Annotated in this window: 23 protein-coding genes; 16 read left to right on the top strand and 7 right to left on the bottom strand. The window is 70.9% G+C overall.

Translation table 11 applies throughout. The features are described from left to right. The first annotated feature begins 66 nt into the window (after positions 1-66). The 8 genes from AW270_RS15555 to AW270_RS15520 all read left to right on the top strand — a co-directional run bounded on the left by AW270_RS15555 (position 67) and on the right by AW270_RS15520 (position 8,519). The gene (locus AW270_RS15555; protein ID WP_061295048.1) at positions 67-1,095 is read left to right on the top strand and encodes an alcohol dehydrogenase catalytic domain-containing protein; all 1,029 of its coding nucleotides are present in this window, start codon (positions 67-69) and stop codon (positions 1,093-1,095) included. Beyond that, positions 1,092-1,865 carry a class I fructose-bisphosphate aldolase gene (locus tag AW270_RS15550; RefSeq protein WP_082801575.1) on the top strand — a complete coding sequence of 258 codons (774 nt, stop codon included), beginning with the start codon at positions 1,092-1,094 and terminating at the stop codon, positions 1,863-1,865. The genes AW270_RS15555 and AW270_RS15550 overlap by 4 nt, the downstream gene beginning before the upstream one ends. 15 nt (positions 1,866-1,880) lie before the next feature. Beyond that, positions 1,881-2,924 carry a zinc-dependent alcohol dehydrogenase gene (locus AW270_RS15545; RefSeq protein WP_061295046.1) on the top strand — a complete coding sequence of 348 codons (1,044 nt, stop codon included), beginning with the start codon at positions 1,881-1,883 and terminating at the stop codon, positions 2,922-2,924. A gap of 16 nt (positions 2,925-2,940) precedes the next feature. Next, on the top strand, positions 2,941-4,260 hold the full coding sequence (locus tag AW270_RS15540) for a xylulokinase (RefSeq protein WP_157522018.1): 1,320 nt from the start codon (positions 2,941-2,943) through the stop codon (positions 4,258-4,260). An 81-nt stretch (positions 4,261-4,341) separates the two neighbouring features. Next, positions 4,342-5,646 (top strand): extracellular solute-binding protein, encoded by a 1,305-nt coding sequence (locus AW270_RS15535; RefSeq protein ID WP_061295044.1) that lies wholly within the window; start codon positions 4,342-4,344, stop codon positions 5,644-5,646. Continuing rightward, a complete protein-coding gene (locus AW270_RS15530; RefSeq protein ID WP_061295043.1) occupies positions 5,643-6,575 on the top strand; it encodes a carbohydrate ABC transporter permease in 933 nt (310 codons plus the stop codon). The genes AW270_RS15535 and AW270_RS15530 overlap by 4 nt, the downstream gene beginning before the upstream one ends. Further along, entirely contained in the window at positions 6,572-7,387 is an 816-nt protein-coding gene (locus AW270_RS15525) for a carbohydrate ABC transporter permease (protein WP_061295042.1), read from the top strand. Before AW270_RS15530 ends, AW270_RS15525 begins: the two co-directional genes overlap by 4 nt. Before the next feature lie 16 nt (positions 7,388-7,403). Beyond that, positions 7,404-8,519 carry a Gfo/Idh/MocA family protein gene (locus AW270_RS15520; protein ID WP_061295041.1) on the top strand — a complete coding sequence of 372 codons (1,116 nt, stop codon included), beginning with the start codon at positions 7,404-7,406 and terminating at the stop codon, positions 8,517-8,519. Here the strand turns inward: AW270_RS15520 and AW270_RS39535 are convergent. From AW270_RS39535 to AW270_RS15500, 4 genes are read right to left on the bottom strand one after another with little or no spacing between them, the layout of a single operon-like run. Next, entirely contained in the window at positions 8,506-9,771 is a 1,266-nt protein-coding gene (locus tag AW270_RS39535; RefSeq protein ID WP_061295040.1) for a PP2C family protein-serine/threonine phosphatase, read from the bottom strand. The two genes, AW270_RS15520 and AW270_RS39535, sit on opposite strands and share 14 nt — an antisense overlap. Then, on the bottom strand, positions 9,768-10,559 hold the full coding sequence (locus tag AW270_RS15510) for an anti-sigma factor antagonist (protein WP_061295039.1): 792 nt from the start codon (positions 10,557-10,559) through the stop codon (positions 9,768-9,770). Before AW270_RS15510 ends, AW270_RS39535 begins: the two co-directional genes overlap by 4 nt. A gap of 32 nt (positions 10,560-10,591) precedes the next feature. Next, positions 10,592-11,185 carry a TetR/AcrR family transcriptional regulator gene (locus tag AW270_RS15505; protein ID WP_061295038.1) on the bottom strand — a complete coding sequence of 198 codons (594 nt, stop codon included), beginning with the start codon at positions 11,183-11,185 and terminating at the stop codon, positions 10,592-10,594. Continuing rightward, entirely contained in the window at positions 11,185-11,958 is a 774-nt protein-coding gene (locus tag AW270_RS15500) for a class I SAM-dependent methyltransferase (protein WP_061295037.1), read from the bottom strand. Before AW270_RS15500 ends, AW270_RS15505 begins: the two co-directional genes overlap by 1 nt. 136 nt (positions 11,959-12,094) lie before the next feature. Between AW270_RS15500 and AW270_RS15495 the strand changes: the two genes are divergently transcribed. Further along, positions 12,095-13,354: a glycosyltransferase family 39 protein gene (locus AW270_RS15495; RefSeq protein ID WP_061295036.1), complete on the top strand. Its 1,260-nt coding sequence runs from the start codon at positions 12,095-12,097 to the stop codon at positions 13,352-13,354. A 38-nt stretch (positions 13,355-13,392) separates the two neighbouring features. Here AW270_RS15495 and AW270_RS15490 read toward each other — a convergent pair whose 3' ends face one another. Then, positions 13,393-14,109 carry a choice-of-anchor protein CoaP gene (locus tag AW270_RS15490; RefSeq protein WP_061295035.1) on the bottom strand — a complete coding sequence of 239 codons (717 nt, stop codon included), beginning with the start codon at positions 14,107-14,109 and terminating at the stop codon, positions 13,393-13,395. 167 nt (positions 14,110-14,276) lie between these two features. Between AW270_RS15490 and AW270_RS15485 the strand changes: the two genes are divergently transcribed. Then, entirely contained in the window at positions 14,277-14,936 is a 660-nt protein-coding gene (locus tag AW270_RS15485) for a LuxR C-terminal-related transcriptional regulator (RefSeq protein ID WP_082801574.1), read from the top strand. Next, complete coding sequence (gene wecB, locus AW270_RS15480) at positions 14,933-16,036, top strand: non-hydrolyzing UDP-N-acetylglucosamine 2-epimerase (protein WP_061295033.1); 1,104 nt, start codon at positions 14,933-14,935, stop codon at positions 16,034-16,036. Before AW270_RS15485 ends, wecB begins: the two co-directional genes overlap by 4 nt. Before the next feature lie 187 nt (positions 16,037-16,223). On the opposite strand, the gene AW270_RS15475 is transcribed toward wecB, so the two are convergent. Next, on the bottom strand, positions 16,224-17,591 hold the full coding sequence (locus AW270_RS15475) for an XrtP-associated glycosyltransferase (RefSeq protein ID WP_061295032.1): 1,368 nt from the start codon (positions 17,589-17,591) through the stop codon (positions 16,224-16,226). Continuing rightward, on the bottom strand, positions 17,591-18,094 hold the full coding sequence (locus tag AW270_RS15470; RefSeq protein ID WP_063819222.1) for a hypothetical protein: 504 nt from the start codon (positions 18,092-18,094) through the stop codon (positions 17,591-17,593). Before AW270_RS15470 ends, AW270_RS15475 begins: the two co-directional genes overlap by 1 nt. 172 nt (positions 18,095-18,266) lie before the next feature. Here AW270_RS15470 and AW270_RS15465 point away from each other — a divergent pair, with 172 nt between their 5' ends. The 5 genes from AW270_RS15465 (at position 18,267) to AW270_RS15445 (ending at position 22,187) form a co-directional block, all read left to right on the top strand. Next, positions 18,267-18,983, top strand: a complete 717-nt coding sequence (locus tag AW270_RS15465) for a septum formation family protein (RefSeq protein WP_061295030.1) — start codon at positions 18,267-18,269, stop codon at positions 18,981-18,983. Continuing rightward, positions 18,980-20,515 (top strand): glycan biosynthesis hexose transferase WsfD, encoded by a 1,536-nt coding sequence (gene wsfD / locus AW270_RS15460; protein WP_157522013.1) that lies wholly within the window; start codon positions 18,980-18,982, stop codon positions 20,513-20,515. The genes AW270_RS15465 and wsfD overlap by 4 nt, the downstream gene beginning before the upstream one ends. A gap of 182 nt (positions 20,516-20,697) precedes the next feature. Further along, the gene (locus AW270_RS15455) at positions 20,698-21,399 is read left to right on the top strand and encodes a FadR/GntR family transcriptional regulator (protein ID WP_174549870.1); all 702 of its coding nucleotides are present in this window, start codon (positions 20,698-20,700) and stop codon (positions 21,397-21,399) included. 276 nt (positions 21,400-21,675) lie between these two features. Continuing rightward, positions 21,676-21,936, top strand: a complete 261-nt coding sequence (locus AW270_RS15450) for a type II toxin-antitoxin system Phd/YefM family antitoxin (protein WP_061295027.1) — start codon at positions 21,676-21,678, stop codon at positions 21,934-21,936. Then, entirely contained in the window at positions 21,933-22,187 is a 255-nt protein-coding gene (locus AW270_RS15445; protein WP_061295026.1) for a Txe/YoeB family addiction module toxin, read from the top strand. The genes AW270_RS15450 and AW270_RS15445 overlap by 4 nt, the downstream gene beginning before the upstream one ends. Positions 22,188-22,257: the final 70 nt, after the last annotated feature.

The following is a 22,257-nucleotide window of genomic DNA, read 5'->3' as shown; positions in this document are numbered from 1 at the left end:
CCAGGCACCATTTCAAACCTGCCAGACAAGCAGACAGCCTGATGGGCTGCTGGGAAAGGGGTCGGCGTGCGATCAGCTCTGCTGTACGGCCACAACGACCTGCGAGTCGAAGAGGTCGCCGACCCGGTCGCGGGAGAGGGCCAGGCCGTCATCAGGATTCACGCCTCCGGCGTCTGTCCCAGCGACATCCGCAGCTACACCGCCGCCACCGCCGCCAAGCGCGACCCCTGGACGCCGGGCCACGAGATCGCCGGTGTCGTGACCGCACTCGGGAGCGGCGACACCGGCGACCTCCAGGTCGGCGACCGGGTCGCGGTCGACTGGCGCGGGGTGTGCGGGCGCTGCCACCAGTGCGCCCGGGGCGCGGCCAACTTCTGCGAGAACCTCGTCAAACACCCGATCGCCGGCTTCGCCGACGCGACCGTGATGCCGGTCCGGCAGCTCACCAAGCTGGCCGACGGCGTCGGCTTCGAGGCGGCGTCGTTCGCCGAGCCGCTGGCCTGCGTGGTCAACGCCCACCGCGCGCTGCCGCTGCCCCTCACCGAGAACGTGCTGGTCGTGGGCGCGGGCCCGATCGGGCTGCTGCACACGCAGGTCGCCGGGGCGCGCGGCGGCCGGGTCATCGTCACCGACATGAAGACCGACCGGCTGAAGGTCGCCTCGGAACTGGGCGCCCACGACGTCGTCGAGGCGGCGAACCAGAAGGAGGCCGTTCTCGACCTCACCGACGGGCGCGGCGCCGACGTCGTCATCGTCACCGTCGGCATCCCGGCCGTCATCGAGGCCGCGTTCGGCCTGGTCGCCAAGAACGGCGCGGTCAACCTCTTCGCCGGCACCCACCCGAAGGGCGCCATCGCCCTCAACCCCGACGTGCCCCACTACGACCAGGTCGCCATCAACGGCAGCCACGACTTCATCCCCAACGACTTCGCGACCGCCCTGCGCCTCCTGCGGTTCGGCCAGGTCGACGTCGCCCCGCTGATCAGCCACCGGTTCCCGCTCGACGCGGTGGCCGAGGCGTTCGAGACCACCAAGCAGCAACTCGGCCTGAAGTCCCTGGTCGTTTCCGAAGTCGCGCGAGAAGGAGAGAAATGAGCACCCACTGGCCCCGCCGTCGCATGCACCACGTCTTCGCCCCCGACGGGCGAGCCGTGATCGCCGCCATGGACGCCGGGATCACCAAGGGCGTCGCCCCCGGCCTGGAGCGGGGCCGCGAGGCGGTCAGGCGGATCGTCGACGGCGGCGTCGACGCGATCCTGGCCACCATCGGCCTGGCCCGCGCCGCCGCCGACGAACTGGGCGGCACCGGCCTCATCCTGGCCCTCGACAGCGAGATCCCGTCGGCCCGGTACGGCGTCGAGCAGGCCGTCCGCTGGGGGGCCGACGCGCTGGAGCTGAAGGTGTTCCCGGGCAACCCCGAGGTCACCAAGATGGGCGAGCTGCGCGAGCTCTGCGCCGAGGCCGACCGGTGGGGCATGCCGGTGATGGCCGAGCCGATCCCGATCGGCTTCAAGGCGCTGGAGGCCCACACGCTGCCCAACATCGCCCACGGCGCGCGGGTGTCCGCCGAGGCGGGCGCCGACTTCGTGAAGGCCCAGTACACCGGCACGCCTGAGGACTACCGCGAGGTGGTCGAGGGGTGCCTGGTCCCGGTGCTCGCGCTCGGCGGCCCGATGAAGCCGACCCCGCTGCACGCGCTGCAGATGGCCCACGACGCGATCCAGGCCGGGGCGAGCGGCATCGTCTACGGCCGCAACATCGTCGAGGCCGAGCGGCCCGACCGGATGGTCGCGGCGCTGGTCGAGATCGTGCACGGCGGCGCGAGCGTCGACGTGGCCGCCAAGCACCTCAACATCCCTCTGTAAGCGAAGGAGACGACGATGATGCGTGCCGCCGTCTTCCACGGCGGCCGGGACATCCGGATCGAGGAGATGGCGATCCCGTTGCCCGGCCCCGGCGAGGTGCTGGTGCGGGTCGGCGCGGCCGGTGTGTGCGGCAGCGACGTGCTGGCCTTCCGGGGCCAGGGCCCGTGGCAGCACAGCCCCGGCAAGCCCGGCCGCGACGGCCACGAGCTGGCCGGCGAGATCGCCGCGCTCGGCGACGGCGTGACCGGTCTGGCCGTGGGCAAGCGGGTCGCCGTCGAGCCGAAGCACCTCATCGCCTGCGGCCAGTGCCCGCCCTGCCGCAACGGCCGGTCGCACCTGTGCCGCAGGCGGGGCTACGTCGGCGACGTCCACGTGACCAGCGAGGGCTTCGCCGAATACGACCTGGCCCCCGCCGAACGGGTCCACGTGCTGCCGGACTCGGTATCCCTCGCGGCGGGGGCCATCCTCGACTGCTACGCGTGCGGCGTGCACACCCACAACCTGGTGAAGACGCCCGCCGGGAGCAGGGCGGTGGTCCTGGGCAGCGGCACGATGGGCCTGACCATGGGCCAGGTGCTCCGCGCCCACGGCGTGAAGGTGCTGCTCACCGGCACCGCGAAGGAGTTCCTCGACCTGGCGCTCGAAGCGGGCGCCGCCGACGAGGTCGCCTTCGCGGCCGAAGCCGGGCAGGCCGTGGAGACCTTCACCGACGGCAAGGGCGCCGACCTGGTCGTCGACGCCGTCGCCATCCCGAACGTGACGCTCCAGCAGGCGGTCGAGTCGGCCGCCGAAGGCTCCCCGGTCTGCGTGCTGGGCGTCTATCCGGCCCCGCCGCGCCTCGAACCGCACGTCGCCTACGTGCGGGAGGTGTCGGTCCACTGGTCCAACAGCTACGGCCCCGGCGCCTACGCCGAGGCGCTGCGGCTCGTCGCCTCCGGCCGGGTCCAGGCCGAACCGCTCATCACCCACCGGTTCCCGCTCGACCGGATCGTCGAGGCGTTCACCGCCGCCGACGAGAAGGAGCGGTCCCTGGCCATGAAGGTCCTGATCGAGCCCTAGAAGGGGGGTGACCGGCATGCACGTCCTGGCGATCGACCAGGGATCGAGCGGCGCGAAGGCCGCCGTCGTCGACGGCGAGGGCCACATCGTCGCCATGACCTCGCGGCGCACGCCGGTCGACCACCCCGAGACGACCGCGGCGCAGGCCGACCCGGAGACGTGGTGGGCGGCGCTGGTCTCCTGCGTCTCCCGGCTGCCGCTCGACGACGTCGGAGCGGTCGCGATCTCCGGCTTCATGCACACGGTGGTGCCGGTCACCGACGAGGGCAAGGTCACCGGGCCCGCGCTGCTCTGGCCCGACCAGCGTCCGGCCGGGCCGACGACGGCCGACCGGGTGGCGTGGTGGGCCGGGCGCGACCCGCTGGCCCTGCTGACCCGGTGGTACCTGCCGGTCAAGGACTTCCTGCGGATGCGGCTGACCGGCGCGTTCGCCACCGACCGCTACGAGGCGGGCGGCACCGGGTTCGTCCGCGACGGCGTCTGGTCGCCCGCGATCGCCTGCCAGGCGGGCATCTCCGTGGCGAAGCTCCCGCCCATCGGCGAACCGCTCGACCTCGGCGGGACGGTCACCAAGGAGGCCGCGACCGCGACCGGGCTCCGCGCGGGAACCCCGGTCGTCATGGGCACCGGTGACTGGATGGCGACCCTTCTCGGCGCGGGCGCCGTGCTCCCGCGGAAGGCGTGCGTCTATCTCGGCACGGCCGGAGCGGTCGGCGGCTTCGCCTCCGCCGAGTCGGCCGCCACCCTGACCAACCCCCTGTGTTTCGCCGCCGCGACCTCGACGGGGTCGGCGCTCGACTGGATCGGCGGGCTGACCGGCAGAGGAGCCCCCGAAACGGTCGCGGCGGCGGAACACGTCCCACCGGGCGCGCGCGGCGTCTTCTTCCTGCCGCACCTGATGGGCGAACGCGGACTCGGCCACGACCCCTCAGCGCGGGGGTCTGTGCACGGTCTGACCCTCGCCCATGGCGCTCCGGATCTGGCGAGAGCCGTGATGGAAGGAACCGCTTTCTGGCTCCGGACCATCGCCGGAGCCGCGCTCGACCAGCGCGACCCCAGCGAGCTGGTCGCGGTCGGCGGCGGCGCGCGGAGCGGCCTGTGGCTGCGGATCCTCGCGGCCGTGCTGAAGCGGGACCTGACGGTCCCGCAGACGACCGAGGCCGGGCTGCTCGGCACGGCCATGATCGCCAGCGCGGCGACCGGTCCTCGGACCATCGAGGACCTCCTTGACCGGTGGACACGGGTCGCCAGGACCGTGCCCGCCGATCCGAACCTGGCGAATGTGTACGACCCGCTCTTCGAGGAGTTCCGCCACCTGGAGGAACGCCACCGGTAGCCCATCGGCTGCCCGACCGAAATCCATGCGCACGGGGGGCGCTCATACATCGCTACCGCGACCGCCAGGCCAGGAGAAGACATGCAACGACCGTGGAACAGCGCACTGAAGGCCATCACCGCCACGTCGGCGGCGGCCGCACTCATGCTCGCCTCCGCCTGCGGCGGGGACGAGGAGGCCCCCGCCGCGGCCGGTGAGGTCACCGGCGCCATCGACGTCTGGATGGGCGACCCGATCGGCGCCGCCCAGCAGCCGACGATCGTCCAGCTCGCCAAGGACTACGAGACCGCCCACCCCGGCACCAAGGTCAACCTCAGGTTCCTCGGCGCCGACGCCCACAAGACCTATCTGACCAGCATCGCCGGTGGCACCGTGCCGTGTGTCGCCCTCATCGGCAACACGTGGAGCCCGGAGTTCGCCGGTCTCCAGGCCCTGGAGCCGATCGCCCAGGACCCCGCGACGATGAAGGGCGTCTACACCCAGAGCATGATCGACTCGACCGTGCTCGACGGCGTCTCCTACGCGGTGCCCTACGACACCGGCGTCCGGGCCCTCATCTACCGCAAGGACCTCTTCGACAAGGCCGGCCTTGCGGCCCCGAAGACCTGGGACGAGGTGCTGAGCTCGGCCACGACCATCCAGAAGGACAACCCCGGCGTCAACGGCTTCGGCATCATCGGCGGCAACCAGTGGTACTGGCTGCCGATGATCTGGAACTGGGGCGGCGACATCGCGGTCCAGGAGGGCGGCGCGTGGAAGGCCAAGGTCGACTCGCCCGAGGCGATCGCGGCCTTCACCTTCTACTCCGACCTGCTGACCAAGCACAAGCTGGCCCCCGCGGGGGCGGCCACCTGGCAGGGCGCCGACGCGTCCAAGGCGTTCGCGCTCGGGCAGATCGGCATGATGGTCGGCGGTTCGTGGGACCTGAAGACGATCCTCGCGCAGAGCCCGCAGATGGAGCAGCAGCTCGCCACCGCGCCGCTGCCCGCCGGGCCCGGCGGCAACAACGACACCTTCGCGGGCGGCAGCAACCTGGCCATCTTCAAGGGGTGTGACAACAAGGCGACCGCCAAGAGCTTCGTGGACTTCCTGATGAAGACCGAGAACCTCGTGCCGGTCACCACCAAGATCGGTCTCCTCCCGGCGACCGTCGACGCCCTGGAGAAGGAGCGCACCAGCGGTTCGTTCTCCACCCCGCTGCTGAAGGCCTACGCCGAGCAAGCTCCGAGCACCCGCTCGATCCCGCCGGTGTCGACCTGGGGCAAGGTCGAGGGCACCGGGGCCATCGTCAACGCGATGCAGGCGATCATGAACGGGCAGCAGACGCCCGAGGCGGCCATGAAGGAACTGGCCTCGCAGATTGACGCCGCGATCGGACAGCGATGACCTCTACCACCACCGGGCGGGCGCGGCACACGGTCGCGCCCTCCCGGGCAGGCCTGAGGTGGGACCGCTTCGGGCTCCCCAGCCTGCTGCTCGCCCCGCTCCTCGCGGTGGTCCTCGGAGTGGTCGGCTACCCCATCGTCCGGACGGTCTGGCTCTCCTTCCACGAGGGCGAGTACCTGATGACCGGGGCCTTCAACGGCGTGGACAACTACACGGAGATCTTCGGCGACCCCTACTTCCTGGCCGCCCTCCTCCGGACGACGATCTTCGCGGTCGTCTGCGTGGTGTCCACGCTGCTGATCAGCCTGGCCATCGCCCTGGTCCTGGACGCGGGCTCGTGGGTGGCCCGGATCGTGACGGTGGTCGTGCTGCTGCCCTGGGCGATGCCCCGGGTGGCCAGCGGAATCATCTTCAAGTGGATGTTCAACGACCAGTACGGCATCGCCAACTGGTTGCTGGTCTCCCTGGGGTTCGAGCAGTTCAAGGGCTACGCCTGGTTCAACGACGGGTTCGCCTCGCTCGTCGCCATCACGATCGCCGTGGTCTGGCACTCGGTGCCGTTCATCGCGATCTCGATGCTGGCCGGGCTGCGCGCGACGCGCGGTGAGGTGCTGGAGGCGGCGCGGGTCGACGGCGCCGGCTTCTACCAGCAGCTCCTCCGGGTCCGGCTGCCGATGATGAAGCCGCTGCTCGTCATCCTCGGCGTGATGTCGACGATCTTCGCCTACCAGTCGTTCGACCACTTCCTGGTGATGACCACGCCGCCCGGCGGACCGAGCCACAGCACCGAGGTGCTGTCGCTGCTGACCTGGCTCCAGGCCTTCACCGTGCTCGACCAGGGGGTCGCGGCGGCGATGGCGGTCGTCACGTTCGTGCTGCTGGCCGCGATCACCGCGATCTACGTGAAGCTGTCGAAGGAGGGCGCGTGACCCGAAAGCTGATCGTCTACCCGGCGATGGCGGTCATCTGCCTGGTGGCGCTCTTCCCGTTCTTCTGGATGATCATCACCTCGCTGAAGCCGGACACCGAGATCTTCACGGTGACGCCGCAGTTCATCCCGCACGAGCCGATCCTGTCGCGGTACACGGAGCTGTTCTCCGGGGCGATCCCGCGCCAGTTCCTCAACTCGCTGCTGGTCGCCGGGGCCACCACGGTCGTCACCGGGCTGATCGCGCTGCTGGCGGGCTACGCGCTGGCCCGGTTCGACATCCCGATGAAGCGCTATCTGCTGATCGTGATCCTCTCGATCCAGATGCTGCCGCAGACGGTCCTGGTCATCCCGCTGTTCACGGTGCTGCGCACCACCGACCTGCTCGGCACCTACCAGGGGCTGGTCCTGTCGCACCTCGCGCTGACGGTGGGGCTGGCGACGTACATGCTGCGGAGTTTCTTCATGGACATCCCGGTCTCCCTGGAGGAGTCGGCGATGGTCGACGGCGCCTCGCGGATGAAGGCCGTGCGGCTCGTGGTGTTCCCGCTGGTCTGGCCGGGGCTGGCGGCCAGTTCGATCTACGGGTTCATCACGTCGTGGAACGAGTTGATGTTCTCGGCGACGTACATGCAGCAGTCGTCCAGGGAGACGCTCCCGGTCGCGCTGCAGCAGTTCTTCTCCAGCTACTACTCCGACTGGGGCGGCGTCATGGCGGCCAGTGTGATCTTCACGATCCCGGTCGTCGTGTTCTTCCTGCTGGTCCAGAAGCGCCTCATGCAGGGCATGGTCGCGGGCGCGGTCAAGGGTTGAGAAAGGGTTTGGTCTGATGTTGAAGCTCGGGGTTCTCGGGGTCGGCGCGATCGCGACGGTCGACTACGGGGTGCTGCCCAACCTGCACCACATCGCCGACAAGGTGGAGCTGGTCGCGCTCTGCGACCCGGTGGAGGAGCGCACCGCCGCGGCGGCCAAGAAGTACGGCGCCCGCGAGGTCTACGCGACGCTCGACGAGATGCTCGACGAGTCGGACGTCGACCTGGTGCTCAACCTGACCCCCATCCCGGCCCACGGCCCGACCTCGCTGAAGATCCTGGAGGCGGGCAAGCACCTGGCCACCGAGAAGCCGCTGGCCACCACGATGGAGGACGCCGACGCCCTCATCGACCTCGCCGCCGCGAACGACCTGAAGATCGTCTGCTCGCCGCCCAACATGCTCTACCCGAGCCGCATCGAGGCCGCCCGGCTGATCCGCGAGGGCGTCATCGGCAAGGTCGCGTTCGCCAAGGTCCGGGCCAGCCACGGCGGCCCCGCCTCGATGATGAACTGGCCGACCGACCCGTCGTGGTTCTACCAGGAGGGGTCGGGGCCGCTGTTCGACGTCGGCGTCTACGGCATCCACGAGATGCTCGGCCTGCTCGGCCCGGCCCGGCGGGTGTCGGCGTTCTCCGGCATCACCGAGCCGACCCGGGTGGTGCGCTCGGGGCCGTACGCCGGCAAGGAGATCACCGTCACGACCGACGACAACACCCTGATCATGCTCGACTTCGGCGGCGGCACGTTCGCCGTGGTCGACGGCACCTTCAACGTGAACGCCGCCAAGGGCCCCCGCCTGGAGGTCTTCGGCCGCAAGGGCACCCTGAACCTGCCCAACAACCTGCCGGTGAACGGCGGCCGGGGCATCGACCTGTTCCTGCTGGAGGCCGCGGCCGGGCTGAGCGGCTGGGTCGACCTCGACCTCGCCCACCTGGAGCCCGCCCAGCAGCGGGTCGACAAACTGCGCCGGGCGCTGCTCGTCGACCACCTGGCCGACGTGGTGAACGGCACGGCCGAGGAGGTCATGGGCGGCGACGTCGCCCGGCACGCCCTGGAGATCATGCTGAAGGCGCACGAGTCGGCCCGGACCGGCCAGGCCCTGGAGCTGACGACCACCTTCAGCCGGTGGTGACGACCAGCAGGGCGATGTCGTCTTCGTGGGCGCGGACGTCGACCAGTTCGTCGACCAGCCGGTCGGCGACCGCGTCGAGGTCGCCGACGGGGCGGGTGCCCTGCCAGACCGCCTTCAGCGTGGCCATCCCGGCGTCGATGGCCCGGTCGCGGCGCTCCACCAGGCCGTCGGTGTAGAGGAGCAGATGGCTGCCCGCCGGGAAGGGCACCTTGTGCTCGACGTAGTTGTAGTCGACCACGCCCAGCGGCGGCCCGGCGCCGTCGTCGAGGAAGCGGTAGGGGCCGTCGGGCACGTCGAGCAACATCGGGAGCTGACCGGCGTTCGCCCAGGTCAGGGTGGCGGCGTGGGCGTCGTAGACGGCCAGGCAGCAGGTCACCAGGCGGGCGCGGTCGGCCGTCCGGAGCACCACGGCCGACTGGCGCAGGATCTCGCCCGGCGACATGTGGCTGACCGCCAGGGCCCGGACGGCCGTGCGCATCTGGCCCATCAGGGCGGCGGCCTGGATGCCCTTGCCCATGACGTCGCCGACGACGAGCGCGACCCGGCCCTCGTCGATCGGGATGAGGTCGACCCAGTCGCCGCCGACGTCGATGCCGCGCGCCGGGTAGTAGCGCCAGGCGTGCCGCAGGCCGTCGACCCGGGGCAGCGGGGAGAGCAGGCTGCGCTGGAGCTCCACGGCGGCGTCGCGGTGGCGCTGGTAGAGGCGGGCGTTGTCCATGGCGACGGCGGCCTGCGCGGCCACGCCGCCGGCGAGCTGCTCGTGGCGGGCGGTGAACATGCCCACCTCAGGGTGGCCGAAGAAGAAGCCGCCCAGCACCTCGCCCGACGGTGAGATCACCGGCAGGGCCAGGTAGCTGCGCACGTCGAGGTGGCCCTTGGGCATGCCGTGGTAGGGCGGGTTCTGGCCGTAGCGGGGGTCGGCGCGCACGTCGTGCATCCGGATGACGCCCTCGCCCTGGAACGTGGGGTCGAAGACCCTGGTGTTCCGGGGCATCGGGAACCCCTCGAAGGCCTCGCGGGGGACGCCCGACAGGACGTAGAGGAAGTAGACCTCTCCGTTGAGGTCGTAGGTGTTGTAGAAGAACGAGCCGAACGCGGCCCCGGTGAGCGAGGTGGCGGCGTCGCAGGCGGTCTGCACGATCCTCGGCAGGTCGAGGTCGGCGGCGAGCGCGCGGCCGACCTCGTGGAGCGTCTCGACCAGCCGGGTCTCCTCCTGGAGGCGGGTGATCAGGTCGTCGAGCTCATGGGTCATGAGCCCGCCCGATGCTCGGACAGAAGGTTCAACGCCTCCTCAGCGTTGTCGCGGACGGCGAGCACGGTCAGGCTTCCGGTCAGCCGCAGCAGCCGGTCGATCGGGGCGCTCACGCCCGAGAGCACCAGCAGCCCGCCGAGCTCCCTGGCGGCGATCGTGGAGACGAGCAGCACCCGCAGCCCGCTGGAGTCGCAGAACCCGACGCCGGAGAGGTCGGCGGCGATGAAGGGGCGGCCGGAGGTCAGCAGATCGTTGACGACCGCGTGGAGCTGCGGCGAGGTCGTCGCGTCGAGGTCCCCGGTCACGCTCACCAGCGGCCCGGCCGCTCGATGGGTGACCGCCACGCCGAGACGCTGCTGCGCGTCGCCCCGGGGCTTGATCTCGTCTCCTTCGTTGAGGTTCATGCGCATCTCCACGCGGGAGCCGCCCTCGCCCTGCTCGATCGTGAGCCGGTCGCAGACCTCGCTCATCAACCAGAGGCCGAAGCCACGACGACCGTCGAGCGAGGGCCGGGACGGGCTGAGGTGGGCGGGGGTGAGCCGGCCGGCCAGGTCGGTCACCTCGACGACGATCTGGCCGTCTTCCTGCCAGATCCGGACGGTGCCGTGGCCGCCGCCGTGTTCGAGGACGTTGACGACCGCCTCGTTCGCGGCGAAGACGAGATCGTGAAGCCGGGGCCCGGCAAGCCCGGCACCCGACGCGAAGGCGTCGACGCGGTCGCGCATCGCTCCGACGTCGTCGGTGATCGGCCAGGCTCCGGGCAGGTTCACGGGCACCTCATCGAGCATCGCACCATTATTCGAGGGTATCGCGCAGTTCGTTACCGCACCCGGATCCCGCCAAGGACGATGGAGACCAGGTCAGCGGCGAACCCGGCGGGCACGGCCTGCGCCGATCGCAGGGTGACTTCATGGCAGGCTCCGATGATCATGGTGGCGGCGGCTTCGACCGGGGCGTGCGGGGCCACCTTCCCCGCCGCCACCTGTCTATGCAGGTAGGCGGCCAACTGGTCGCGCAGGCCCTGCCCGCCCGCTGCGGGGTTGCCGAGCCCGACGAACCGTTCGAGCACCTCGGGCGCCAGGTTCACGAAGGCCGGGACGATCCCCCGGTGCAGGTCAAGAGCCCTTTTCGTGTACGCCACCAGCGCCACCTCCACCGCCTCGTCGTCGCCGGGCAGCGGCGGCAAACCTCGTTCCACCTCCTGGACGTGGCCGTGCAGCCCGAGGGCGAGAAGCTCCTCCTTGTCGGCGAAGTGGTTGTAGAGCACCCCCGTCGCCACCCGCGCCTCCCTGGCGATCTCCCGGACGGTCAGCCCGGCCGTGCCGCGCCGGGCGATCAGCCGGGTGGCCGTCTCGACCAGGTGGTCGCGCAACTCCCGGCCCTCGCCCACCCCCTCGGCCCGGCGCGGCGCCATCAGGGTCTCCTCGCGCAGACCAGGAGCGCCTCGCCGTTGAGCAGCACGCCGCCGGGGGTCTCGAAGGCCCGCAGCGCCGGGAGCAGCCGCTCGGCCGCGCCGTCGCCGGCGGCGTGACGAATGGGGCCCCAGGCGGCCAGGAAGGCGGCCGCGTCGGCGGCGTCGGCGCCCCAGTTCTGCGGCGCGTCGACCGGCCGGGTGGTCACCTCGGTGAACCCGGCCTCCGTGAGGACGCGCCCGACGGTCTCCGGCTCGCCCAGCGCGAGCGGCCCGGCCCCCGGGGGCGGCGGGGGGAAGCCCAGCGCCGCGACGGGGTGGGCCAGGTCGCCGTAGCCGCGCATCGACAGGAAGGCGAGCCGGCCGCCCGGGGTCAGCGCCCGGCCGATGTTGGCGAAGGCGGCGACGGGATCGCCGAAGAACATGATCCCGAATCTACTGATCGCCAGGTCGAACGCCGAATCGGGGAACGGGCAGACCTGCGCGTCGCCCCGGGTGAAAGTGACGTTGACCAGGTCCTTCGCGAGGTCGCGGGCGGTGGCGAGCATGGGTTCCGACAGGTCGACCCCTTCCGCCGACGACGCCGTGAGCGCGGCCAGCCGGGTGGTCCGGCCGGTGCCGCAGCCGATGTCGAGGACGCGGTCGCCGGGCCTGACCGCCTCCAGCAAGAACGGGTTGAACGCGTCGTTCACCGCGTTGTAGCGGTCGGGGTGGCTGGCCCAGTGGGTGCCCTCGTAGCCGTTCCACGCCTCGGCCTGATGGGTGTTGACGATCACGTCGCCTCCTTATGAACGTGTGTTCATGAACGTACGTTCATAGCGAAGGAGCGGTCAAGTGGTGTGAACTACCGCCATGACGATGGCACTGTCCGAAAAGTCGGTTAAGCCCTCCACGAAAAGGCGGGCTGAACCGGTGGCGGCCGTCGTCGCGCTGGTCATCGGGCTGTGGGGCGTGGGGGTGCCGTCGTTCTGGCGGGACGAGTCGGTCTCCGCTCTCGCCGCCTCGCGGCCCATCGGCGAACTGTGGGACCTGCTCGGCCACATGGACCGGGTGCACGCCCTCTACTACCTGATGCTCCGGCCGGTGGCGTGGATCTCCACCTCGGAACTGGCCCTGCGGCTGCCGTCGGTGCTGGCCACGGCCGCCGCCGCCTACGGGATCGCCGCGCTGGGGCGGCATCTGGCCTCCGCCCGCGCCGGGCTGCTGGCCGGGCTGGTGTTCGCGGCGCTGCCCATGGTCACGCGCTACGCGCAGGAGGTCAGGTCGTATGCGATCGTGACGGCGCTGGCGGTGCTGGCGACCTGGCTGCTGGTGACCCGGCGGCACCACGCCGGGTACGCGGCCGTGATCGTGCTGCTGGGGTGGTGCCACGTCTACGGGCTGCTGCTGGTGGTGGCGCACGCGTTCGTCGCGCCCGACCGGCGGCGGTTCGGGCAGGCCCTGCTGATCGCGGGCGCCGGGCTCGCGCCGCTCGCGGTGCTGGCGGCCGGGCAGCGGGGTGTCCAGCTCGGGTGGTTGCGGTCGCCCACGTGGGCGGCGCTGCCCGCGTTCGCCCAGGAGGTCATGGGGAGCAGGTGGGGGATCGTCCCGCTGCTGGGGCTGGCGCTCTTCGGGGCGCGGGGGGCGCTGGGCCGGGTGGCCGGGCCGTGGGCGCTGCTGATCCCGCTGTCGATGCTGATCTCGCTGGTCTATCCGATCTACAGCCCCCGCTACGTGTTGTTCGCGCTGCCCGGGGTCGCGCTGCTGGCCGGGGCCGGGCTCGACCGGCTGCGGCCCCGGCCGCTGGCCTGGGCGGGGCTGGCGCTGCTCGCCGCGCTGACGGTGCCCAAGCACCTGTCGCTCCGGACGCCCGACAGCCGCCCCGACGACCTGCGGTCGATGGCCGCCGCGCTGCTCGAACGGCAGCGGCCGGGCGACGCGGTTCTGTATGTCGACGCCACCTATAAGTGGTTCGCCGGAGTTTATGCGGAGCCGTACCGAAAACTGATCGAACTCCAGCCCGGTGACATCGGAGAGCATGAGCGGGTCTGGGTGGTGTCCGGCGGGCGGAAACACCAGAACAGCGCCTTCGTGGAGACCGACCGCGCCTATCTGGCGCTGCAGAAAAGCTATGAGGCCCGCTACTACAAGGACTTCGGTTACTCCTGGTTCGCGCTCTACGTCCAGAAATGAAAAGGGCGCCTCGGACCGAGGCGCCCTTTTTACGAGGATCAGCCGAACTGGCGGCGGCGGCGCATCAGCAGGGTGCCGCCACCGGCGGCGGCGAGGCCGAGGGCCAGGTAGAGGCCGGCGCCCGAGGCGAGCGGCACCTCGTTCGGCGGGTCGAGGGTGGCCGGGCCGCAGGTCGACGAGCTCAGGACGATGTCGCCGACGCCCGACAGGGCGCGGACGTGCATGCCGTTGACGGTCAGGCTGCCGTTCGGGTTGGTGATCTGCTCGTTCAGCCGGACCTCGATGAGCGGCAGCACCGGCGGGAACTGCAGCACGGTGTTCGGCGCCGGGTTGGAGGGCAGGCTGGTGCCGAGGACCTGCGCGTTGGCCAGCGTCGTCGAGCCCGTCGTGGGCAGGCCGGTGGTCGCGGTGCACTCCGACTGGATGGTGCCGGCGCTGAAGCCGACGCCGAGCAGGGTCGCGTTCAGGCCGTCGACCGACGCGCGCGCCGCCTCGGTGCCGACGGTGGTGTTCTGCTCGACCTCGGCGCTGAGGGCGCCCGTCGACACGGTGCCGACGTTGATCGAGGCGAGCGTCGCGGTCTGCTCGCCGAGGTCGGCCTCCGGCGCCGGGCCGAAGGTGATGTCGAGCGGCAGGCTGATCCGCGCGCCGAAGGCGTTGACAGTGGGGCTCCGCGCGTGGGTGGTGCTCGTCATCCCCACCAGCAGCGTGGCCGCCGCCGCTATGGAGACGGTGAAAGTACGTCCGAGAAACATGTGCACACCCTCCGCGAGCTTCCTATAAGTCGATGCCGCTCCAAGTTATGGGCGCGCCGGATGGGAATCGGTAAGGGACCTGTCAGTTCACTCCAGAGAGTCAGTCTCGTGGGCCCTGTGTGGCTCGATTCGCTCGTTACATTGAGCATCGAAGAACAGGAGCCTAAATGGGGACACGCGGAGCTGTCCGCCGGGAAACGTGCCAAATAGTCATCGTCGACGAAGGGCCCCTCGCCCATCTCGCGTTGCGTGCCTTTTTCCGGCAGGCCCCCGTATTCGCGGTCGCCGCTTCCGCGACGACAAGTTCGGAAGGGCGACGGCTTATTTCCCGGCTTACGCCGGAAATCGTGATATGCGAGACGCGGATCGGCGACGACTGCGGTCTGGACCTGTGCCGCTGGATCGGCGTGGCCCATCCCGGCGTGATGCCGGTGGTGCTCACCTCGGTCGACGACGTCAACCTGGCGCGCGCGGCGCTCGACGCGGGCGCGCACGCCTACCTGCTGAAGTCCTCCCCGCTCGAAGACCTGCTGTTCCACCTGGAGCGGGTGGCCGAGGGCCAGATCATCGTCGACGACCGGCTCGGCCGGTCGGCCGTCGGGCGCGGCGGCCACCGCACCCGGTTCGACCTGAGCCCGCGTGAGCAGGAAGTGCTGGAGGAGATCATCCTGGGCCTCGACAACCGGGCCATAGCCGGCCGGTTGTGCATCGCCCACGAGACCGTGAAGACCCACGTCAAGTCGATCCTGCGCAAGATCGGCGCACGCGACCGGGCGCACGCCATCGCGGTCGTGCTCGGCGACGCCCGGACCGGGAGCCGCTGGTGACGCGGGTCTGCGTGGTGGCCGGCACCCGTCCCGAGGCGATCAAGCTCGGCCCGGTGATCCCCCTGCTGCGGGCGTTCGCCGACGTCGAGGTGGTCTCCACCGGGCAGCACGGCGCGGTGGTGGCCGAGGTGCTGGCGCTGTTCGGCGTCCGCGTCGACCGGGAACTGCACCGGTCGGGGGACTCCCTGGCCGCGCTGACCGCATCGGCCGTGCTGGGCCTCGACGAGGTGTTCGCGCAGCGGGGGCCCGATCTGGTGGTCGTGCAGGGGGACACGACCTCGGCGTTCGCGGGCGCGGTGGCCGGGTATCTGCGGCGGATCCCGGTCGCCCACGTGGAGGCGGGGCTGCGCAGCCACCAGGCCACGCCGTTCCCCGAGGAGGCCAACCGGCGGCTGATCGCGCCGCTGGCCGACCTCCACCTGGCGCCGACCCCCGGGGCGCGGGCGAATCTGCTCGCCGAGCGGATTCCCGCAGGCCGGGTGCTGGTCACCGGTAACACGGTGATCGACGCGCTGGCCGCCGTGCTGTCGGAGCGGCCCTCGCCGCCGACCCGGCCCCTGGTGGTGATCACGGCGCACCGGCGGGAGTCGTGGGGTGAGCCCATGCGGCGCATCGCCCGCGTCGCCGACCGGCTCGCCGCCGGCCATCCCGGCGTCGACTTCGTCGTCGCCACCCATCTCAATCCCGCCGTACGCGCGGTGTTCGACCAGGTCGTCCGGCCTCGGGCCAACATCCGGTGCGTGCCGCCGATGGCCTACCGGGAGTTCGCCCGGCTCCTGGCCGTCAGCGCGCTGGCGATCACCGACTCGGGCGGCGTCCAGGAGGAGGCCGCCGCGCTCGGCCTGCCCGTGCTGGTGATGCGCGAGTCGACCGAACGGGTCGAGGCCCTCGACGGCGGCGGCGCCCACCTGGTCGGCACCGACGAGGACCTCGTCGCCAAGACCGCCGGGCTGTTCCTCCAGTCGGCCGTGGCCGGCCGGGTCAGGCACGTCGCCACCTGTCACTACGGCGACGGCCGCGCCGCCGGGCGGGTGGCCGATGCGTGCGCGCATCTTCTCGGCCTCGCCGAGCTTCCCGAAGAATTCCACTACGAGAACTGAGGTGTATTCGTGTACGGATCCTGGGGACACGGGCCGCGCTGGCAGACCGGAGTCCCGCTCGCCGTCCTGCCTTTCACCGGAGTTCCCCTCCTGGTGATCATCGCATTGGCGGCCGTTCTCATCATCGGGGGCGCATTGCTGTTCCGGATGCACCGGGTTCGGTGATTCCGCGCCGGTGGCCCGGGATTCACATCTCCCGGGCCACCGGCGTTCCGGCCACGTGCGTCTCCGCGTTTCTCCGGGTTTTCGCCCAGCCGCTTCTGCCGTGTATCACCCGCCAGAAGGCGCGCCATGACGTGATGTAGAAGTTGTAGATGTAAAAGGCGTAGGCGACCCCGTACAGCAGGCTTTTACCGAGCCCGATCCCCGGTTCGCAGCGCCACCAGTAGAGCGGCCCCCAGATGAGGAACGGCATGATGCCGAAGGTGCCGTAGATGGCGAACAGGATCCAGCCGCCGTCGACCAGCCACCACGACATCCCGGCCGGGTCGGCGGCCAGCCGGCCGGCCAGATAGAGCATCGGGATCGGGTAGACGAGCGTGCCGAGGAGCTGCATCCACGGCTGCGACAGGTAGTAGAGCACTTCGAGCGCGCCGAGGCTGCTGAACCTGGCCGACCGCCAGATCTCCGGCAGGTACTTGGCGCACTGCATGGTCCCCTGCCCCCAGCGGGTCCGCTGGGTGATGAGCCGCCGGAACGACCAGAGGCCCTCCTGCTCGACCCAGGTGTCGGGGGTGTACTCGTTGCGCTCCCCCGCGAGCAGCAACTGGACGCCGAGCTCGAAGTCCTCCAGCAGCGAGCCGCCCCACGGCCGCCGCTCGGGCCCCGCGATCTTCTCCAGCGCGCTCAGCCTGGTGAGCTGGCCGTTGCCGCCCATCGCGACCGTGCCGCTGCGCCGCCGGCCGAGTTGGATCGCCGAGATCGGTCCCCGGAACTCCAGGTCCTGCATCCGGACCAGCAGCCGCCCGAACGCGTTCCTGAACCGGCCCCGCTCCGGGCACGGGTTGCGGTCGTCGCGGTTGACCATCCACACGTCGACCTGCACGGCCCCGATCGCGAGGTCGCCGAACAGCTTCTCGCCCGCGCACACGCTCAGCATGTTGGGGGCGGGCCGCCCGTCGGCGTCCAGCACGCAGACCACGTGGCGGGCGCGGTCGGCGTCCGGCGCGAGGTGGTCGTCGAGGGCCTGGTAGGCCGCGTTGAGCGCGTCGCCCTTCCCGGTGCGCGCCTCCGGGCTCTTGCGCCTGACCAGGTGGATCCGGGCGTCGGTGAGGGCGATCTCCTCGACGATGCGGGCCGTGTCGTCGTCGGAGGCGTCGTCGACCACCCAGATGTTGACGTGGGAGAACCGTTCGCGCAGGTAGTGGAGGGTGGTCCCGATGACCGCCGCCTCGTCGCGGCACGGGATGAACAGGTGCCACTCGAACGCGGCCGGGTTCCCGGCCGGGTCGGGCCGCTGCCGCAGGTAGGGCCGGACGATGGTGAGCACGTACGTGAGGAAGGTGACGCTCAGGAACAGCGCGAACGCCTGGGTCAGCCCGAGGAGATAGCCCATCAGCGCCGCACCCCCCGCATGGTCAGCAGCGTGTACGCCACCAGCGCCACCCCGATCCCGAACACGCTGATCACCGAGCCGACCATGGTGTGCCCCCAGTAGTAGCCGGGGTCGAACCCCAGCCCCTTGATCAGCACGACCACGGCGAGGATCCGCACCTGGTTGCTCGCGAACAGGACGGCGACCGCGACGGCCAGCGCGGCCAGCGGCCAGAACGTCACCGTCCTCGACAGCCAGAGGATCAGGATGGTGACCGCCAGCAGCGGCACGATCAGGAAGCCCGACGTGCACTCGGGCGAGATCCGCAGCCCGACGGCGTCGCCGGTCTCCTCGTTGAACGACATGATCGCCATGACGGAGTTGACCGCCGTCTCGGTCCGCGCGACCAGCGCGACCACGTGGGAGGCCAGCACCGCCTCCCAGCCCCGCACCCGGTCGTCGACCAGCAGCACGACCCCCAGCAGCAGGCTGAGCACCCCCGAAAGGGCCACCCGAACGGCCATGTTCCCCCCTCCAGAACGACCTGCAACCTAGCCGCGCGCGGGCTTTCCGCCCCCCAACCGCGCCCGCCCCCTCCCTCCGCAGAGGTAGAGCCCGCGCGCCCTGCGGGTGTTCGGAGGTGCCCGCTTGTTACCGTGCCGCGAGTTTTCTCGCTATCGCCCCCGAGGAGGTCCCGTGGGCAAGACCCTGGCGCTTGTGCTGCTCTGCGCGGCGGCGTGCGCCGCCCCCGCGACCACGCACCCGAGTGCTTCGATGCCCGTCGGCAGCTGCCACGTGATGTCCCAGCCCGAGGAGCTGTACGCCCTGAGCGACGTGCGGCCCCCCGTCCCGTGCAACCAGCCGCACCAGACCGAGACCTACCTGGTCACCCAGCTCACCGGGCCGCTGTCCGAGGCCCCGATCAGGCCTCCGCACGAACTGCTGGTCCCGATGGTGACGGCGGGCTGCGACTACCGCCCGATCCGCCCGTATCTGGCGGCCGGCCCGCACGACGCCCAGTGGGGCGTGTCGGTGTGGGGCAAGGTCCCGACCCCCGACGAGTGGGCCGCCGGCGACCGGACGCTCCGCTGCGACCTGCTGGTCCCGACCACCCACCCGCACGGCGGCCCGCTGCTGACCGCCCCGCTGCGCGGCATCATGGCCCGCCCGGAGTCGGCGTCGATCCGGCGCTGCAACCTGGAGGGCCGCGACGTCCAGTGCGCGCTGCCCCACGAGTGGGAGTGGGTCGAACCCCAGGGCCTCACCCTGAACCGCTGCCGGGCCAACGCGGCGATGTTCGCCGGAGGCCTCCGCGGCCTGCGCGTCCACCTGGGCCGGGACCGCTCGTGCTGGGTCGGCCAGGACCGCCACCGGATCTCGGTCGGCACCCTGCGGGGCGGGATGACGGCATGACCGTCGACCAGCACGACAGCCCGGCGGCGCGGGAAGACGGATCCCGTGAGCCGGATCGGCCCGGGCCGCCGCGCCTTTCGCGGCGGCCGGCGCTCGACGGGAAGGCCGCTTCTGGTCATCGGGAGCCTCGGCCGCGCAGGAGAGCGGCCGTTCGCCGCCATCCGCTGGTGGCGGTGTTCGTCGGGGTCGTGTGGGCGGCGATCATGCAGGTCCGGCTGTTCGCGGGCGGGCATGTCGGGCTCGCCGGGTCCAGCGAGAACATGCCGTGTCAGCTCGGCTTGGCCAACTTCCGGCAGGCGGGGCTGGCGGGGTGGGAGTTCGTCCAGCCGACCTGGACCTCGCACACGTGGACGGGTGAGAACTGCCCGCCGGAGCTGTCGACGGCCCTGCTCGCGCAGGCGGCCGGGAAGTGGCTGACGCCGCTGCTCGGCTATCCGGGCGCGCTCGACCTGCGCGCGCTCGGCGTCGCGTTCGGCCTGCTCGTGGGGGTGGTCTGCGGGCTGCTGGTGGCGGTGGTCCCGGGCCGGGCTGCGGTCAGGGCGGCCTTCGCGTCGGCGGTCGGGCTGGTCTACGCCGACGCCGCGTTCGCCGGGTATCTCGTCTCGCCCCACGCCGAACCGGTCGCGCTGGTCGCCGCCGGGTTCCTCGTCGTCGCGCTGCTGCTGCTGTGGGAGCGGCCGACGGTGCCGCGGATCCTGGGGGCCGTGGTCCCGGCGCTGCTGGTGGTCGGGGCCCGGCCCGAGTACGTGACGTTCGTGCCGGTGATCGTCTTCGCGCTGCTCTGGGTGCGCGGCCGCCGGGTCGTGGCGCTGATGGCCGCGACGTGGCTGGCCGGGCTCGGAATCTTCCACGCCGTCACCGAGGCGCGGTTCGACGACCACAAGGTCGTCTTCCGGACCATCCTGTACGACGACCCCACGGCCGCCGCCGACCTCACCTCGCTGGGCCTGGATCCGCAGCTGGCCCCGGCCGCCGGCCTGTCGCGCCACGACGAGGACTGGGCGCCCTTCGCGGACGAGTACCACTTCACCGCCCACCCCACCCCGCTCCAGGTGGCCGGTTTCTACGCGGCCCGCCCGTGGCACGCCATCCGCACCCTCGGATGGGGTTTCCAGGGGGTCGCCGCGTTCAGCCCCGACCACCTGGGCTCCTACCCGGCGGGCGCGGGCCGGACCGAGGGCGAGCGGGAGCACCGGATCGCCGTCTACTCGGCGCTCTGGGAGGTCTTCCGCGGCGGCCCGCTGCTGATCCTGGTGCTCTGGGCCGCCACGGCCGGGGCGGGGCGCCTGGTGGTCCGCCGCCGCTCGCTGACCCCAGCGGAGAAGACCGTGGGACGCCTGGCCGTCTTCCTCCCGCTGGCCGCGACGGCCCAGTTCGCCGTGGTCGTCCTCGTGCACGGCCGGGTCGAGACCGTCCGGCACATGGCGATGACGAGCTGGCTCACCGCCCTGTGCGTCCCGGTGCTGGCCATGGCCGTCGCGCTGGTCCTGACGAGGCTCCGCCCGGTCCCGCGCTGGCAGCACACCGGCTGAATTCTCAATTGCGGGAAATAAAACGTTGATGCTCCGCCTCATCCCGTATGTGAGAAACTAACGGACGTCTCCCTCATGGGTGGAAAACCCAAAGCCGTCCTCGAGCGAGGGCGTCATCGCGTTTCGCTCTCGGAGGTCATGAGAAAATGGCACAGGTGTCACTGCGTCCGCAGAAGACCGCCATGCTGGTCGCGCAGCGCATCGTCGCGGACATCAACCGCCGGGGCAACACCGTCGGCGACCGGCTCCCGCCCGAACGCGCCATGCTCGACACCTATGAAGTCGGCCGCGGCACCCTCCGCGAATCGCTGCGCTTTCTCGAACTCCAGGGCGTGCTCGCCCTCAAGCCCGGCCCCGGCGGCGGCCCGGTCGTCCAGCAACCCGACGCCACCAGCCTCGTCACCACGCTGACCCTGCTTTTGCAGTTCGAGAACGCCCCGTTCCGCACGGTCGCCGAGGCGCGCGGCGCCCTGGAACCCATGATGGCGAGCCTCGCCGCCGAGAGAATCGACGACGGACAACTCGCCGCGCTCAAGTCGAGCGTCGACGACATGCGCGCCAATCTCGACGACCAGAGCGTCTTCCTGGCCGAGAACAAACGATTCCACGACATCATCGCCCGCAGCTCGGGCAACACCATGTTCGGCTACCTGATCGACGCGCTACTGGGAATCCTCGACGGTTCGGCCATCGGAATCGACTATCCGGAAGTGCGCCGTTCGGCCGTGCACAAGGCCCACCTGAAGATTTACGAGGCCATCCGCGACCGTTCCCCGGAAGCGTCGGCGGCGGCCATGGCCGCCCACATCGACGAGTACGTGAAATACGCCGAACGCAAATTCCCCGAGGTACTGGCGGCCCCGATCGTGTGGGGCACGGTCTGACGGCGGCCGATCTCCCGCCGTGAGATCCACCCCGAGGCGCAGAGCCCGAACGAGCTCCCGGGAAAGCTGCCCCCGCCCCGGCAGGTGAGCGTGGTGTCATCGACCCATCGGGGTCTCCGCCTGCCGCGACGACTACGTCTTCACGGCAGGCCCGGCAGCGGGCCCGATCATGGGCCGGCGATATGCGGGCGACCGAGTGGCGCCGACGAACACCGGCTGAGAAGCGCCACAGCAGACTGGTACCATTTGTAGTACCACTCTATGCGGGAGGATTCTGTGTCGATTACCGCGAGCGAAGCCCGGCGCCGACTGTTTCCCCTCATCGACGAGGTGAACGAAGACAGCGCAGCCGTGGAGATCGTCTCCAAGCACAACCGCGCCTATCTGGTACCGGCTGCCGAATACGAGGCGTTGAAGGAGACGGCCTACCTCCTGCGCTCACCCGCCAACATGCGCCGACTCATCTCCTCCTACCAGAAAGCCCTGGAAGGTCGTCACGAGATCCACGAGCTGATCGACCCCGACGATCAGGCATGAAGCTCTCGTTCACGCCGGAGGGGTGGGAGGACTACGCCTCCTGGCTGACAACCGACCGGCAGATCCTGAAACGGATCAACAAGCTCATCGAAGACACCTTGCACGACCCGTACACGGGCATCGGCAAGCCCGAACCGCTCAAGCACGCCCTGCAGGGCGCATGGTCCCGGAGGATCACCGACGAACACCGGCTCGTCTATCTCCCGCTCAACGACGAGTTGATCATTCTTCAGGCGCGGTATCACTACTGACCGCGGCGACATGGCGTACACCCGCTTGAGAAGCCGAAGGGCCGGCCCGCGTGACGCGGGCCGGCCCTGG

Source organism: Herbidospora cretacea, assembly GCF_001570605.1.
In the GTDB taxonomy this organism is placed as follows: domain Bacteria; phylum Actinomycetota; class Actinomycetes; order Streptosporangiales; family Streptosporangiaceae; genus Herbidospora; species Herbidospora cretacea.
The sequence above is the reverse complement of the archived record's forward strand: the minus strand, read 5'-3'. Positions and strand labels throughout refer to the sequence as shown.